This window comes from Paenibacillus sp. BIC5C1 (assembly GCF_032399705.1).
In the GTDB taxonomy this organism is placed as follows: Bacteria; Bacillota; Bacilli; order Paenibacillales; family Paenibacillaceae; genus Paenibacillus; species Paenibacillus taichungensis_A.
In genome coordinates, this window is the sequence record NZ_CP135922.1 from 6,287,284 (window position 1) to 6,305,043 (window position 17,760).

Below are 17,760 nucleotides of genomic sequence, written 5' to 3' on the forward strand. Positions count from 1 at the left end.
TAATAAATTATCTCAAGTTAGATCAAAGCAAAAAGGTTTACCCTTGAGGGTAAACCTTTTTTGTATATAAAAATTTAAAGTTAATACTAGTTCGACGTCACAATCTTCTTCAGATAATTCAACAAATCTTCCCGCAGATCGTCATGCTGAAGTGCATAATGAATCGTTGTCTCAATAAAACCCAGCTTCTCTCCCACATCATGACGAAGGCCTTCAAAATGATAGGCTAATATTCTTCTCTGCTCATTCAGACGAGATAACGCATCGGTCAACTGGATTTCCCCACCAACACCTGCGGACTGTTGTCCAAGAATCTCAAAGATATCCGGTGTAAGAATATATCGTCCCATAATAGCAAGATTTGAAGGAGCATCTTCAGGCTTTGGCTTTTCAACTAAACGTTTAGAGCGGAATACTCGGTCGTTGGTTTTCAGGATTTGCTCGCCATCAACAATACCGTAACGGGATACTTCTTTCCAATCGACTGGCTGAACACCCACGATTGGAGACTGGTATTCATCATACACTTCCATCATCTGCTGAAGACAAGGCTTATCTGACTCAACGATATCATCTCCAAGCAGCACAGCGAAGGGTTCGTCTCCAATAAACTTGCGGGCACACCAAATCGCATGTCCCAGTCCTTTAGGTTCCTTTTGTCGAATATAGTGGATATCTGCCATTTCAGAAGATTTACGCACCTCATTTAATAGATCCCATTTCTGTTTATCAACCAGATTTTGCTCCAGTTCAAAAGAGTAGTCAAAATGGTCTTCAATCGCCCTCTTGCCTTTACCTGTCACGATAATTATATCCTCAATACCTGAGGCCACAGCCTCTTCGATAATGTACTGAATCGTTGGCTTGTCAACAATAGGCAGCATTTCCTTGGGCATAGCTTTGGTTGCTGGCAGAAAACGGGTTCCCAGACCAGCAGCCGGAATTATAGCTTTACGAATTCTCATAATATAAATCCCCCTTTTTATAAATTAGATGACATGTATATCCCATTCTTAAATTTCATTAAAATTGCAAAAAATACAATAATCATCAGGCTATGTAATTTTAAAAATTTAATTATAATATATCAAATAAATAAATGCATGTTTTGCATGGTTAAGATTACTTTACTAGTATCCTATTCATACTGTATAAATAGGTTTCACTTCTCGTCTATATCAATTTCTTTTGTATAGAATGATAGGGTGATACAATTTAAAAAGATGTATCACCCTGTCTCATCAAAACAGTATCATTATACCATCAACAGCTCCCGGATATCCTGCTCGGATAAGGTGGTCGACCCTCGATCTCCGGGTTCAATGACTTCGGCAATCAAATCTTTTTTGCGCTGCTGCAGCTCCAGAATCTTCTCTTCAATCGTACCTTCCGTAACGAGGCGGATAACCTGTACGACTTGTTTCTGTCCCATACGATGGGCACGTCCGATGGCCTGTTCTTCAACGGCGGGGTTCCACCACAAATCATATAAAATAACCGTATCGGCACCCGTTAAATTCAATCCGGTACCGCCAGCCTTCAAGGAGATCAGAAACAGTTCAGCTTCGCCTTCATTGAATCTGCGGCACATCTCTACCCGACTCTGAGCAGGTGTCTGACCATCCAGGTAGAACAAATCTCTCCCCTGTGCAGCGAGCGTCTGTCGAATCAAATTAAGCATGCTAGCGAACTGGGAGAAGATAAGAATTCGCTTGCCAGCAGCCAGACAATCCTGAACCGTCTCCAGCAACTGTTCCATTTTCCCGGAATCACCTTGATACCCCTCCACAAAGAGAGCGGGATGACAGCACAACTGGCGCAGGCGTGTAATACCAGCAAGTATTTTGATCCGGTTCTTCTGAAAACCGTTCTCTTCCATATCCTTGGATGTCTCATCCTGGAGCTGGGACAGATAGGCGGCATACAATTTCTTCTGTTCGTCCATCAGCTCGGAGCGCTGTACGGTTTCAATACGATCGGGCAATTCCTCCAGCACGTCTTTCTTCAGACGGCGGAGAATAAACGGACGAACCATTCGCGCGATCCGCTCAGGTGGCAGGTCCCGGAATCTGCGATAGCTTGGGAACAAGCCCGGGAAAACTGCTTCAAAGATCGACCATAGCTCATCCAGGGAGTTTTCTACGGGTGTTCCTGTAAGAGCGAAGCGACGTGGAGCCTGAATCTGTTTAACTGCCTGAGCCGTCTGCGAAGATGAATTCTTAATCGCCTGGGCTTCATCCAAAATAAGCGTATGAAACGTCCTTCCGAGATATGTGTCCAGATCACGCCGCAATAGTGGGTAGGACGTCACAATAACATCTGCGTCATCCATGCCTGAGAGCATACTGGCTCGTTCGTCTTTTTGTCCTGCTGCAATCAGCACTCGCAAATGCGGCGCAAATCGGGCAAATTCATTCGCCCAGTTGTACGTTAATGAAGCTGGTGCAACGACGAGTACCGGGGGATGAGCAGTTTGTTGGTCTAACAATCCGGTCTGTACTTCATCTGGGATGTTACTCCCGAAATTCCCCTCTTCGACAGTGTAATTAGCACCATCTGGATCGCTATTGTGCTGTTGCGGTTTTTCTTTCAGTTCTGCCGCGATATAGGCGATACTTTGCAGCGTTTTACCAAGTCCCATATCATCCGCCAGGATACCGCCAAATCGGTAAAATGCGAGTGTACGCAGCCACTGGTATCCACTGGCCTGATAATCACGCAGCACAGGAGCAAGCGCATCCGGCAATGAAAAATCCATCCGCTCGGGGTCACGAAGATCATCCAGGAAACGTTTCAGGGAACCGCCCCACTTCACATGTCCCGAAACCTCATCCCGGCCCGGAAGCTGCAGCGCTCGAACGGCCGGCATCCGAATATGACTGCCATTGATATCCCCCGACGCAAGTCCAAGCGAATCGGCCATGTGTGCGAAGCTGTCCGCTCCTTCATTTTCGAGAGAGACAAACACACCGCTGCGCAAGCGGAAATATGGTTTCTTTTCCACAATGCTGCGCATAATCTCTTGAAGCTCCTGCTCGTCTACACCTTCCATCTCGAATGAGATCTCCAGCCAGTCCAAGCCTTTGCCCAGATCTGCCCGAACTTTCGGCGGTGTCGGATAGGATTGCACCATGGCCTTCACCGCATTTGGGATATAGATATCTACCTGCTTCTCAAGCTCAGGCAGCAGATGATACATCACATCGTATACTGCATCTTCTCGTTCACTTGCCCATACACTGCCATCCCGTTCCAGGAAAGAGCGATCTAGTCGGTCGATCAGATTACGCTCTGCATGACGGTCACGTACCAAAATCACCTTTTTCTCTTCCTCATCGATCAAATACTCGGCCAGCGGATTAATCACCATTACACCATAATCAAACTCCAGACGCGCGGTAATCCGTTCCCGATAGAAATCGATATACAACTTTGGCGCAAGCTCCGGCTCTGCGATACGTTCTCTCACCTGAGAATCGATGGACAGATGTCCAAGTGTACGTAGTTCCGGCACGACATGCTGCACAAATTCATCTACCTGTTGAGCAGAAATATCGATACTTTCCTTAATTCCATAAGATGTGAGCGCTCTGCTCAAATCCTCCAGACTTCGCATCTGCATCGGCTCCAACATATGCAATTGCCCTTCCACCACGGCAGCATCATAGGCTGGAAGAAGAATCAGCTCACGCAATCCGGAGATCTCCAGCTGATATCCTTCATTAGTCCCCTGCGCAATACGGTAAAATAAAGGCAGTGCCCCCTCACCCAAAGTGAGCGGACCATTCGCCAACCCTGTTCCCTCCATCCGGCTATCTGCCTGAAGCAGCAAATCCAATAAAGGCTTCCAGACCAGAGGAGCAATCAATATATCTCTTCCGTCTGAAGCACCCAAGTAACCGGAGATGGATTCGCGGTAAGCTTCCTCACTCTGCCTCATCCGAATAAGCATAGACAAGATCGCCTGATCCTGGGGACTAAAATAATGCATTGAAGGGTCATAGAAAAATAGCTTGGTAAACGACATCGGCTCACCATTCTCAATGCAGTTCAGGAATTGCTTCACTTTCTGAACGACATACAGGCGTTTATTTCCGACCTTCAGTTCAAGCGCGAGTTTGGCTCCGCCTTTGTGAACCTGCACAAGCTTGCATATAAATTGGAGCTGCAGTTCCTCCCGTAATGAAGACCGGGTTACAGGCGCAGTGTATTTACGATCATTTGCATGCAAAGGGCTGCGTTCTTTGGCAAACATGGAAAGAATCTGATCCGCTGTTCGGTACGACGGTTTATCTGCTGATCTGCCCCATCCAGGAGCAGAGCTTGGACGACCCGCTTGAGCGAAATGTACAGACGGACGATTCCTATCCGAATGGTCATCAAGCTTGGAATCGGAAGGCAATGGCTCCGCTGCAAAGGTCTGAGCAGATGAAGTTGAATGAGATCCTACATTCATCACTGAGTCGGTATTTGAAATGGAGTTTGGACGCTCCCACTCATTCTCCTCCACCAGCGTTCCTACTCTGGAAGTGGAGCCACGATCAGGTTTAGACACCAGCTTCGAGGATGTTTGAGAGCCCGTGTCACGCTGTTCTCCCCATTCATGAATCGCCAGCAATACGGCAGCCACATGTTTGCAATAGTCATAATATCTCCCATCGCCCGGACAACTGCATCCGGCAACAACCTCACCTGCATCATCCAGATCAACCGTTACTTTGTATCGTTCTGTACCTCGAACCACAGCTTCGTAGTGACGTTCATCCTGACTGGCAACCAGGTTGGTCACCCTGCCAGATTGGTTATACGATTCTCCCCGTTTGAATGCCGTGACCCCGCACAGCAATTTGATATCCATCATCGTGAATGGCGCCACGGTTCTTCGCCTCCTATATTTCTCTGACAAACAAGATACCACGTACAAATCTGATATCGGTATAGTTCAAGTCTATTTTATAGAAAAAACCCCAAGAGCTCCGTAAAGCAGAGATTGGGGTTGCAGTATAGTTCAACTTCATGCTTGTTCTGTTTATTTCCGTTTCGATCTATTATTTCACCAGTTGACCACGCGTTACGCCAAGCTGGTTTGTTGCTTTCAGTGTTTTCCAAACTTGTGTACCACTGATCTCTCCACGCAAAGCACGATTGTACAGATCAATAACCTCGCGCACCTGCTCTGGAGTTTCCTCCAGGAATTCAACACGGTAGCGGGATACACCCAGATCCATAAAGTTGGTCAGATATTCCGCACCGGACTGCTCCACTGCATTATACACGGTATTACGGCAGCCTTCGTCCACACGTACCGGATGAGACATGCCGATCCGGTCTTGCAAGGAAGCCCGGTGATCTTCACATGGACGTCCACAGTTCGTAAAGTCCGTTCCTTCACTCATAAACGTACAGTACACACAGTGCTCAGTATGGAACATCGGCAAATGCTGGTGAATAACGACTTCCGTCTGACTTGTACGGGAGTGTCCCAGCAAATCAACCATTTGCTGAATGTTCAGGTCATAAGAAGGTGTAATCCAGTCACAACCTGCTTCCAGGAACAGTTCCACTGCTTTGTGATTGGCAATGTTGAGTGAGAAGTCACCGATCAATTCAGGATGCTTCGCATCCGGGTTCTCCATCCGGTGGCGCAAGTAGAAGTACAATGCACCCGTATTACGTACGAGCATAGCATCCGGCTGCAAACGCAGGATGTTGTTGTGATACCCGTTCTCGCCAGGCATATGAATGCGTGGTGTTGCCAACGCAATCTTGCGGCCTGCGGCACGAACAGCTTCCACTGCTGCCGGGAACTGCTTGATAAACTCGAAGTCGGCGTAGATCATGCCGACACCTGCTTCCAGCGCTGCCTCCACTTGTGGCAGGCTGCGGCAGAGCGCGGTCAGCTCCGCATGACCGCGAGCAACTGGCGCTGCCGGTTTAACCGCATCGCCGTAGACTTCCACCGCCCGTTTCACGTAGACGGGCGGTTTAGGGCGCTCGCCCGCGAGTTGTTCCACCGCCTGACGGCGAATGTTATTCAACTCGCGCATCGGGATGATGACGTCACCGTGCAGGTTGACGTCCAATTCTTCCAGCTGGAACACAGTGCCGCCCAGACGTCCGAATTGCTCTTCGAGCAATTCGTGCGTCATTGGACGCTTCTGGGCAATATCCAGTTCCATCTCGGAATTCACACGGACTGTCGTGCCCTTCTGCACGTCCGTCCACCATGTGCTAAGCGGCTGCCCTGGGCTGCCGATAACTTTTACGTTTACCGGGAAGATGCGATATGGCTTCTCAGTTTCAAAGCTCTGACGCAGACGTTTGTCCAGCGCCGGATCATTCGTTTTCCATACTTTGTCGCCAACTTTCACGCGGCGCAGGTCCACGTCACTACGGCCTGGTACAACGTCCACGATCCAGCCTTCCTCGGCTTCGCCTTCAAGCTTCACGCCTTTGCGACGTACATCGTAGACACGCCCGCCCTCTTCCTTCTTCGTTGGATCTCCAGCATCAAATACGATTCCGTCTCCACGTTTCACTGGTGCATCCAGCTTCAGGACGACACCATCACGCAATACTTGGTCTACACGACCCAGATAGACGCCACGGCTTTTCGGGAACGTACCGTCAACCAGCTGTTTATTGTTCGTTCCATCCAGGAAACCGTGCGTGAATCCACGAGAGAAGCTCTGCTGCAATTCACGAACTTCTTCTTTACTTGGAGGAGTATTATCTCCATCAAAGTAACGGTCAATCGCTTTGCGGTATTTACTAACCACGTTAGCCACGTATTCTGGCGTTTTGAGACGTCCTTCGATTTTGAATGAAGTTACGCCTGCTTCGATCAGTTCCGGCATCAAGTCAATCGCCGCCAGATCCTTCGGAGACAGCAGATACGCCACATCGCCCATCGGTTTATGCTCTCCATCCACCATCAGGTCGTAAGGCAGACGACAAGCCTGTGCACATTCCCCACGGTTGGCGGAGCGTCCACCCCACATTTCAGAAGTCAGACATTGCCCGGAATAAGACACACACAATGCACCGTGAACAAATACTTCCATCGGCAACTTCGCCTGTTCTCCGATTTTCTGAATTTGTTTCAGGTTGTTCTCCCGTCCAAGCACGACACGTTCCATATCAAACGGCTTCGTAAACTCTACCGCTTCCGGTGATGTAATCGTCATTTGGGTGGAACCGTGAATCGGGAAATCCGGCGAGATCTCGCGGATCATTTTGACCAGACCCAAATCCTGTACAATTACGGCATCCACACCTGCATCGACACAAGCGTCGATCAGTTCTTTGGCATCCGTCAATTCATTTTCAAAAATCAATATATTAAAGGTCAAAAAACCTTTTACGCCATAACTGTGCAAAAACGCCATAATCTCCGGCAACTCGTCCATGCGGAAATTGTTCGCCCGTGCCCGTGCATTAAATTTTTCGACTCCGAAGAAAATCGCATCCGCGCCGTTGGCTACCGCCGAACGCATACAATCCCAGTCACCTGCGGGTGCCAGAAGCTCAACGTCTTCTCTTCGTATTGTTGCTGTTTTCATGTGTATCCTCCCCATAACCGGCATAGCCGGATTTCATCCCTGTACCCTGTACGCTAAATCCTGTACCTTAATTCCATACGCCTGCATTGTCACTGTATCGCTATATCTATACATTATGTCTGTATTGCCTGATTCCCAAGCCTACAGTCATTCTTATTTTTCAGAACAGCAGTCATAACTCCTGAACTAGTATAGTGTACCACTTCTGCAACGACTCTTCTACGCTTTCCTGAAAAAACCGTTTATCATTTTCATTTCCATTAAACTTTACACTAAACACTCCGATTGCCTGATTATAAAAATAAAAAACCGGAAGGTCTTCTGACCCTCCGGCAATTTGCATCTATTTTATTTCAGCATTTCTCTCTTATTTGATAAAAGTAAATGAGTTCACGGCTTTTTCCAGCGCTGCTGCCTGCACTTCTGTCTTGTTGGCGTCATTCAGCCCGCTCGTAATGGTATATGTCGTTCCGTTCTGTTCAAACACGATCTGACGTCCGGTATACGGCACACCATTGTCCACTTCATGATAGATGAAGGAAAACGCAGGCACACCCGCAAACGTCAACTCCTCATTGCTAAGCAATTTGAAGTTTTTACGTGTTTTGGTCGCTTCCGCATACGCCTCTCTAAGTTGACTTACGGTCATTTCAATGGATTTGTCCTCACTCGCAGCAATGGAGAATTGACCACCTGTAAAGGTATACAAGACGGGAGAATACTCAAATCGATCATTGTATGGCGTCCAGTAACGCGGAATATCAACACTATAATGATAACGTTTGGACGTTCGTGTCACAGCTTTTGCTTTATCCGTCAAATACGGGTCTTCATCCAGCTGTCCGAAATTATCGGATACGGTATCAAAATCAATCTCGACACTCTTCATGATACTCTTAAACCATTCACGATCCTTCGTTTGCTCCTCAGGGAACGTATACTCTGCATAATAGCGATAGCCGTTTTTTTGCAAAAGAACATCGAACTCCGTCTGCCATCCATCGCCAAAGTTATAACGGAACTCATTCACCTCAGCAGTCTCACCTGACACATCCATCGTATACGAACCGATCGGTTCATAACTTTCCGGCGTGAACGTTTCACGCATCCATTTGTCCAATTGGCCGCTCCACTCTTTGACCGTCGCACCTTTCGGTGCAGATGTAACACGCAGCTGCAGATATGCACCATCTTTGGCTTCGTATATCATCTGTGTGTTGTCCATGGACCAACCTGCTGGAATCTTCAGTTCGATGCCATAATCGTCATTCCAGGTAGAACGCATACCCTCATCCACGGTTGAAAGGTCCTTGATCGTACGATCGGACTGAACATAAGTAGGCTGGAATGAATTGAGCAGTGCTGCACGCTTGCCCAGATCCTTGTAATTAAGAGCTTCATAATCCGCGAGATATACATCATATTGGCGACCACCATGGATATATTGGCGCATTTCCCATAATACCCCGTCCCTATCTTTTACCACAATTCGGGCATAAGGGGTTTTCCCTTTGTCAATCGATTCCCGATCGAGTACCGTATCTCCGCTCTCTTTCGCTTCCTGAACAAGTTGCTGTAACAAATCATCTGAATCCAGATTCACATCCTGGTCACTCACGTACACTTCAAGATAATAACTGCTGTCCTCCGCGCCAAATGTCATCATGCGCTCCTGCTCACCCGTTTGCAAAATCATGAGGTCGGATGGGTAATTAATGGACCAGCCGTAATAACTGTTACCAATTCTCGTTTTGCCTTCATCCAGATTAATGCCACCCTCGTCTTCATCCGTCGATTCATCCGTTTGCAATAATCGAATGACCATTTCTCCTGAACTGCTTGGGGCAAGTGTAGCGCCAATCCCTGCGGCTACCGGACGGAGCGGCACCATAAGCACGCCATTCACCATTTTTGGGGCAGCACCCATCTCTTTTTTGACTCCATCCACCCAGGCAATCGAACTGCCTATCGTTAAGGTGACAGTATGCGGACCTTCCTTAACTTTGACCACATCATTCTTCTCCAGTCGGATCTCGCTGCCAAAAGCCTTTTTGAATACACCGACTGGAACCATCGTAACCCCTTTGAATTTATATGGTTTGGCGATTGTCTGCTTGCTGCCGTTGATATAGGCGCTCGTGCTTCCTGTTGTGATTCGCAGCTCACTTGTTGTAAGATCGGATGCCCATGCAGGTATTGCCGCTCCAATGCTCAGCATCCCGGCTAACACACCTGTGCTCAGCACACGTAAAAATGATTTTTTCATTCCGTTCATTCGTCCTCTCTGGATCCGGATTGCTCGCCGGGCTTTATTGATCTTCATCTACAGTGAACTGTTCATCTTCATCGCCTTGGATATCCGCTCGATCAGCAAGGACCACCGTACGAGTGACAATATCGCCGTCCGTTTGCATTAACAGTTTGACCTTCTGTCCTGGCACATACGTTTTGAGCAGCTCATTGATATCCACCACAGAGGACACACGTGTGCCTGCCACACTGTATAACACATCTCCCTCTTTGATTTTGGCCTTCTTCGCTTGAGCCGACAACACGCCCGTAATCGTCAAAGGATCATCTGTAGGCAGGCCCACAATCGCTGACCAGCTCTCTTCCAGTTGCAGTCCAAGGCTTGCACGCTTGATTTTCCCGTATTCAAAGAACTGATTGATAATATATTGAACGGTATCTACTGGAATTGAAAATCCCATGCTCTCGATACCCACTGCTGAAAATTTCATAGAGTTAATACCAACAACTTCACCTTTGAGGTTGACCAGCGGTCCGCCGCTGTTGCCCGGATTAATGGCCGTATCTGTTTGGATCAACCGATAGGTTGCCTCCACTCCTCGATTAAGCCCACTGATTACGCCCACTGTCGCCGAGTTACGCAAAGAAAAGGAGATCGGTGTTCCGATGGCAATGACAGTTTCCCCAACGGTTGTTTGGGAAGCTTTGGCGAAGGTCGCCGGTTTAAGAGATTTGGCATTAATTTTGATTAGAGCGATATCGCTTAACGGGTCACTGTATGTTTTGGTGATTTTATATGTATTGCCATCGGTCGTCACGACCAACGGATCGATTAATCCATCAACCACATGGGCGTTCGTCACAATCCAGCCGTTAGAGCGGATGATCACGCCAGTGCCATGAGCCAGGTTATAGCGGTCCGATGTGACGCCATCCTGTGATTCAGTAGATTTGCCGATGATGCCTACAACAGACGGAGATACTTTTTCAATTACTTTCGGGATTGCTTCACTACCCTTATAATGAAACGTTCCAGATTTGGCGTCATATTGCCCAGTTCCTCCGAGAGCTTTGACTAAATCCTTTGAATTAACATATACTTGTCCATCTACCACTTTGGCTTGCATACTTGATGAAGACTCCGCTGCTCCAGCCGTTGCTGCAACACTGATCGAGAGTACAGCAGCCATCAGTATGGCTACACCCTTTTTCCCCAACACTCTCATTCTCTCACCTAACCCTCTCTATATATCCTCCGTTATGCAACCGAACTATCTGATCCATTACTGAATCTCTTTCTCTATTATCTGCAATACCGGTATCCTCAAATTTAACATACAAATTATTCCTGTACAATCGCTTTAAGACCTAATTTCTATAGAGAAGACCGTATTATCCACACCACTCTGCAAAACACAAAAAAACACCCTCCTTAACTCACTGGAAAGTGTTTGTCTGTACTTCTACTTGCTGTTTTCGAATAAGCTCAGCCTTGTCTCTACGAACCAAACCAACCGGTAATCATGGCATAGTCCGTCAAAAGAAATACAAGCAGACTGACCACTGCAAATCCGATAGCAAACAAATTCTTCTTCGGTGCGCGAAGCAGGCGAACCACCCCGATGAAAATCAGGATCGTAAATAAGATGACAAAAATATCAAACGCATTAAAATTCGAAGTACTCGCCGCGGCAGCTTCTGCAAACAGCATGGATAGACAGACCTCCTCACCATAGTTGAACATGCATTTTGCATAAATCCAATGACTGAATTCCAATCAGCAAGAAGTAAATTGAAATGAGACTCTTATTTACAACTTACAACTTGTACCCTGAACCGATTCAAGTGATGCAAAATGCCGAATGCTAACGCATACCCTAATATCTTCCTCTATGTTATCTGTACCCTGCTTGTAATGCAAGCCCTATCATCCAGAAAAATGAAAAAAATCCAGTTTGGCAGTAGATTGATGGAATGCTTGCTCTATCGCATATGTAAACACTTTCACCGATGTGATATTTAGATTGGGACAACATCAAAATATCAGAAAACCCTTCTCCTCGGAAGAAGAGGACATCAGATCTACATCGATGCCGCCTACTTCAGAAAAGAAGGGTTAGATATTCACAAACAATCTGCAAACTGGAGCATTTACTCCGTTAATTGTAACGTCTTGCTTCGTTCCGTATCCCGTTCCAATACTGGTTTTAAATACTTCCCTGTATAGGAAGCTTCCACTTTAATAATATCCTCTGGCGTACCTGTCGCAACAATGGTTCCACCACCACTGCCACCTTCTGGACCCAGATCAACGATATAATCGGCTGTTTTGATAACATCCAGGTTATGCTCGATAACCAATACGGATTCACCGGAATCCACCAGACGATGCAGGACGTTCAGCAGACGATCAATATCATCGACATGAAGACCAGTCGTTGGCTCATCCAGAATATAGATCGTTTTACCCGTACTGCGACGATACAGCTCGGAAGCAAGCTTCACGCGTTGTGCTTCACCACCGGACAAGGTCGTTGCAGGCTGCCCCAGGTTAATGTAGCCCAACCCCACGTCGAGCAAGGTTTGCATTTTGCGATGAATTTTCGGAATGTTCTCGAAGAACTGCGTTGCATCCTCTACCGTCATTTCCAGCACATCTGCAATATTTCTATTTTTGTATTTGACTTCAAGGGTTTCGCGATTGTACCGTTTGCCTTTGCAAACCTCACAAGGCACGTAGACATCTGGCAGGAAGTGCATCTCAATTTTGATAATGCCGTCCCCGCGACATGCTTCACAACGACCGCCTTTAATATTGAAACTGAATCTGCCTTTTTTGTATCCGCGCACTTTGGCTTCATTGGTCTGTGCAAACAGATCACGGATGTCATCAAAGACGCCTGTATAGGTAGCCGGGTTGGAACGTGGTGTCCGTCCGATTGGCGACTGGTCAATATCAATGACTTTATCAATATGTTCCAGACCGCGAATCTCTTTGTGCTGACCAGGGCGTACCCGTGCGCGGTTCAGATCACGTGCCAGCGTTTTATACAAAATCTCATTAATTAGTGTCGATTTACCCGAGCCGGATACACCTGTTACTGCGGTAAATACGCCCACTGGAATTTTTACATTCAGGTTTTTTAGGTTATTTTCCTTCGCTCCACGCACTTCCAGCCAGCGGTCCCCGACACTACGGCGTTCCGTACGTACCGGAATAAACTTGCGCCCACTCAGATATTGACCCGTTAATGAGTTCTCGTCATTCATGATTTCTTCCGGTGTACCCTGTGACATGATGGTACCGCCGTGGATACCTGCCCCCGGACCAATATCAATAATATAATCGGCAGCCATCATCGTATCTTCATCATGTTCAACCACGATCAGTGTGTTACCGATATCCCGCATGTGAGCGAGTGTGGAGATCAGACGATCGTTATCCCGTTGATGTAGGCCGATACTCGGCTCATCCAGAATATACAGCACGCCCATCAGGCTGGAACCAATCTGTGTCGCCAGTCTGATCCGCTGGGCTTCACCACCGGACAACGTTCCTGCAGCACGGCTAAGGGTCAGATAATCCAGACCTACGTTCACCAGAAAGCCTAGGCGGCTGTTGATTTCTTTCAAAATAAGTTTGGAAATCATTTCTTCTTTCTCACTCAATTGCAGCGAATCGAAGAAACGACCAGCTTCTCCAATGGACAAACTTGTCACATACGCCATGTTATGATCGTTAATCGTAACAGCAAGGCTTTCACGTTTCAGTCGCTGTCCTTTACATGTTCCACACGGCTTGGCACTCATATAACCTTCAATGAATTCACGGATACCTTCGGATGCCGTCTCACGGTAACGACGCTCCAGATTATTCACAATACCTTCAAAAGTAACCAATGCTTCTTTCCGTTGTCCAAAATCATTCTCGTACCGGAAACGAATTTTCTCTGTACCTGTACCCTGCAACAGCTTGTTCATTTGTTCAGCAGGCAGATCTTCTACAGGTACGTTTTGCGGAATATTAAAGTGTTCGCATACCGACTTGAGGAACTGCGGATAATAGGTCGATGTGCCACCTGTCCACGCATCAAACGCACCGTCTTCAATTGTTTTGCTGCGATCCGGTACCAACAGGTCCGGGTCAACAATCATTTTGACACCTAATCCATCACAATCCGGGCAGGCTCCAAATGGGCTGTTGAATGAAAACATGCGCGGCGCCAGCTCTTCAATACTGAATCCGCACACCGGGCAGGCAAAGTTGGAACTGAAACGCAGTTCTTCCTCACCCATAATATCTACCAGCAGTTGTCCACCGGACAGATTAAGTGCAGTCTCAATAGAATCGGCCAAACGCGATTGCACATCTTCCTTGATCACGATCCGGTCAACGACGACTTCAATCGTATGTTTCTTGTTCTTCTCCAATTGGATATCTTCGGACAGATCACGTAATTCCCCGTTCACCCGAACACGGACAAAACCTTGTTTGGAGATATCGGAAAACACACTTTTGTGCTCACCTTTACGTCCCGAGACAATCGGTGCCAGAATCTGCAACCGTGTCCGCTCAGGATATTGCATTATGCGGTCAACCATTTGTTCAACGGTCTGGGAACTAATTTCCACGCCATGATCCGGACAATGAGGATGTCCCACACGCGCAAATAACAGACGCAGGTAGTCATAGATTTCCGTAACGGTTCCGACTGTAGAACGCGGGTTACGACTTGTCGTTTTCTGATCTATGGAGATGGCCGGAGACAATCCTTCAATGGAATCAACGTCCGGTTTCTCCATCTGCCCCAGAAACTGCCGTGCATAAGCCGATAATGATTCCACGTAACGTCGCTGTCCTTCGGCATATATCGTGTCAAAAGCCAGCGAGGACTTGCCTGAGCCACTTAGACCGGTCAATACAACAAAACGGTCACGCGGGATGGTGATATCAATGTTTTTGAGGTTATGCGCTCGCGCGCCTTTGATGACAATGTTCTCGCTCGCCAATGGTATTCATCCTTTCAATGTTGAAATTCCAACCTTTTTAAAGGCTTTTCGATCCCTCCCAAACCCTCCCTTCCAAGGGAGGGCCCCAGAGGGCGCAGCCCTCTGGACACCCGAAACAGGCGGTGCAATGGTGAATGGTCGGGTCTTGCTATGTGAAGGTTGTTGTGTGCCCGCAGCTTCGTCCAAGACTCCGGCTGATTGCCGGTCTCTTGGACGGCCGCTCCACCACGAGAAGGCGCTCACGGCTTCGCTTCGCTCGCGAAGGTCGCCATTGCCTTTGGCTCGGCTCCCCTTAAACACCGGGACGCTCACGGCTTCGCTTCACTCGCGAAGGTCGCCATTGCCTTTGGCTCGGCTCCCCTTAAACACCGGGACGCTCACGGCTTCGCTTCGCTCGCGAAGGTCGCCATTGCCTTTGGCTCGGCTCCCCTTAAACATCGGGACGCTCACGGCTTCGCTTCGCTCGCGAAGGTCGCCATTGCCTTTGGCTCAACTCCCCTTAAACACCAGGGCGCTCACGGCTTCGCTTCACTCGCGAAGGTCGCCATTGCCTTTGGCTCGGCTCCCCTTAAACACCGGGACGCTCACGGCTTCGCTTCGCTCGCGAAAGTCGCCATTGCCTTTGGCTCGGCTCCCCTTAAACACCGGGACGCTCACGGCTTCGCCTCGCTCGTGAAGGTCGCCATTGCCTTTGGCTCGGCTCCTGGGGACACAACTTCCAAATCTTTTCCTATAAACCTTTTAACCAATTTCAACTATTCTATCAGTATAGACCTGATTTTAGGTTTTCAACATGTCTAATTATCGGTAGATATCAATGATTTCCTGACTCAACAAGAGAACGGCCATCCGGCCGTTCTCTTGTTGCAGATCTATCCTCGCTGCGACACATTCATTAATGTGCCTCTATCTTATATCTCTACAGTCTGCTTAATAAGCTATTCTGCGCGCAGTTCCAACAATGCATCGCGAAGTTCAGCAGCACGCTCAAACTGCAAGTTTTTGGCTGCGTCTTTCATCTCTGCTTCTAGGCGCTGAATAAGCGACTGACGTTCCTTCTTCGACATCTTCTCGGCAGCGCCTGTAAGATAGTCTTTCTTGGATTCGGCAACTTTGGTTGCTTCAATCACATCACGCACTTTTTTACGAATCGTCTGTGGTGTAATCCCATGTTTTTCGTTATATTCAATCTGGATTGCACGACGGCGTTCTGTTTCTTTAATCGCCTTATCCATCGAATCTGTCACTTTGTCACCATATAGAATGACTCGACCTTCGCTGTTCCGTGCTGCCCGACCAATCGTTTGGATCAGTGAGCGTTCCGAGCGCAGGAAGCCTTCTTTGTCGGCATCCAAAATGGCTACCAGAGAAACTTCAGGAAGATCTAGACCTTCCCGGAGCAAGTTGATTCCGATAAGGACATGGAACACCCCTAGCCTGAGATCACGCAGAATCGCCATACGCTCCAACGTCTTGATCTCGGAGTGCAAATAACGTACTTTGATTCCGATCTCCTTCAGATAATCTGTTAAATCCTCGGACATCTTCTTCGTTAATGTGGTGATCAGGACCCGCTCGTCTTTCGCAATCCGATCGTTAATCTCACCAATCAGGTCATCGATCTGCCCCTTCGTTGGACGCAGTTCAATAATTGGATCAAGCAGACCGGTTGGACGAATGATCTGTTGTACCATTGTATCCGTATGCTCTATCTCGTAAGGACCTGGTGTCGCGGATACATAGATGATCTGATTCATCTTTTCTTCGAACTCGTCGAATTTGAGCGGACGGTTATCCAGTGCAGATGGCAGACGGAATCCGTGATCAACCAGCACAGTCTTCCGTGCTTGGTCACCGTTGTACATTGCACGGATCTGTGGCAGCGTCACGTGGGACTCATCAACCACAATCAACATGTCATCCGGGAAATAGTCCATCAGTGTGTAAGGTGTATCGCCACGTTCACGGAACGTCAATGGTCCGGAATAGTTCTCAATCCCTGAACAGAACCCGACTTCCTTCATCATCTCGATATCGTAACGTGTACGTTGCTCCAGTCGCTGAGCCTCCAGCAATTTCCCCTGTTCTCTCAGCACTTCAAGACGCTCTTCCAGTTCACGCTCAATGTTCACCAACGCGACACGCATCGTCTCTTCTTGGGTTACGAAGTGAGATGCCGGGAAAATGGCGATATGTTCACGTTCGCCAACCAGTTCTCCGGTTAACACGTCTATCTCCGTAATTTTCTCAATCTCATCACCGAACAATTCCACCCGAATCGCATGTTCACCCTTCGATGCCGGGAAAATCTCGATAACGTCGCCGCGAACGCGGAACGTGCCACGCACAAAGTTAATGTCATTTCGCTGATATTGAATCTCCACTAGACGAGACAAGATCTGATTGCGTGGTTTCTCCATCCCTACCCGCAGGGACAGAAGCATACTAGAGTATGAATGCGGCGAACCCAAGCCATAGATGCAGGATACACTCGCTACAATAATGACATCTCTGCGTTCAAACAATGAACTTGTAGCCGCATGGCGTAACTTATCGATCTCTTCATTGATACTTGAATCCTTCTCGATGTACGTATCCGAGGAAGGAATATAGGCCTCTGGTTGAAAATAATCGTAGTAACTGACAAAATACTCAACCATGTTATGCGGAAAAAAGTCTTTGAACTCACTTGCAAGCTGTGCTGCCAGCGTTTTATTGTGGGCAATAATCAGCGTGGGACGTTGCAGCTTGGCAATCGTCTGTGCAATGGTGAACGTCTTACCCGTACCGGTTGCACCCAGCAGCGTCTGATATCTCTTCCCTTCCTGAACACCCTTCACCAATTCTTCAATGGCTACAGGCTGATCACCTTGGGGAGAAAACTCTGACTCGATTTCGAACGTTTTGTCGCTCATTATAATATCGCTCATTGCCGTAT

General features: G+C 47.8%; 9 protein-coding genes. 1 reads left to right on the forward strand and 8 read right to left on the reverse strand.

Translation table 11 applies throughout. The features are described from left to right. Positions 1 to 86: 86 nt before the first annotated feature. The 7 genes from galU to uvrA all read right to left on the reverse strand — a co-directional run bounded on the left by galU (position 87) and on the right by uvrA (position 14,822). Positions 87 to 965, reverse strand: coding sequence for a UTP--glucose-1-phosphate uridylyltransferase GalU (gene galU, locus RS891_RS28345; protein WP_315793764.1), 879 nt, complete (start codon positions 963 to 965; stop codon positions 87 to 89). A gap of 290 nt (positions 966 to 1,255) precedes the next feature. Next, positions 1,256 to 4,876, reverse strand: a complete 3,621-nt coding sequence (locus tag RS891_RS28350) for a DEAD/DEAH box helicase (RefSeq protein ID WP_315793765.1) — start codon at positions 4,874 to 4,876, stop codon at positions 1,256 to 1,258. Positions 4,877 to 5,048: 172 nt separating this feature from the next. Continuing rightward, positions 5,049 to 7,562 (reverse strand): U32 family peptidase, encoded by a 2,514-nt coding sequence (locus RS891_RS28355; protein ID WP_315793766.1) that lies wholly within the window; start codon positions 7,560 to 7,562, stop codon positions 5,049 to 5,051. Between the two features lie 367 nt (positions 7,563 to 7,929). After that, on the reverse strand, positions 7,930 to 9,828 hold the full coding sequence (locus RS891_RS28360; protein ID WP_315793767.1) for a stalk domain-containing protein: 1,899 nt from the start codon (positions 9,826 to 9,828) through the stop codon (positions 7,930 to 7,932). Between the two features lie 43 nt (positions 9,829 to 9,871). Next, a complete protein-coding gene (locus tag RS891_RS28365; protein WP_258530815.1) occupies positions 9,872 to 11,038 on the reverse strand; it encodes a S1C family serine protease in 1,167 nt (388 codons plus the stop codon). A 272-nt stretch (positions 11,039 to 11,310) separates the two neighbouring features. After that, positions 11,311 to 11,523, reverse strand: a complete 213-nt coding sequence (locus RS891_RS28370) for a hypothetical protein (RefSeq protein WP_076287653.1) — start codon at positions 11,521 to 11,523, stop codon at positions 11,311 to 11,313. A 440-nt stretch (positions 11,524 to 11,963) separates the two neighbouring features. Further along, positions 11,964 to 14,822 carry an excinuclease ABC subunit UvrA gene (gene uvrA / locus RS891_RS28375; RefSeq protein WP_315793768.1) on the reverse strand — a complete coding sequence of 953 codons (2,859 nt, stop codon included), beginning with the start codon at positions 14,820 to 14,822 and terminating at the stop codon, positions 11,964 to 11,966. Between the two features lie 198 nt (positions 14,823 to 15,020). On the opposite strand from uvrA, the gene RS891_RS28380 reads away from it, so the two are divergent. Continuing rightward, positions 15,021 to 15,623, forward strand: a complete 603-nt coding sequence (locus RS891_RS28380; protein ID WP_315793769.1) for a hypothetical protein — start codon at positions 15,021 to 15,023, stop codon at positions 15,621 to 15,623. Positions 15,624 to 15,760: 137 nt separating this feature from the next. Here RS891_RS28380 and uvrB read toward each other — a convergent pair whose 3' ends face one another. After that, the gene (gene uvrB, locus RS891_RS28385) at positions 15,761 to 17,752 is read right to left on the reverse strand and encodes an excinuclease ABC subunit UvrB (RefSeq protein WP_315793770.1); all 1,992 of its coding nucleotides are present in this window, start codon (positions 17,750 to 17,752) and stop codon (positions 15,761 to 15,763) included. Positions 17,753 to 17,760: the final 8 nt, after the last annotated feature.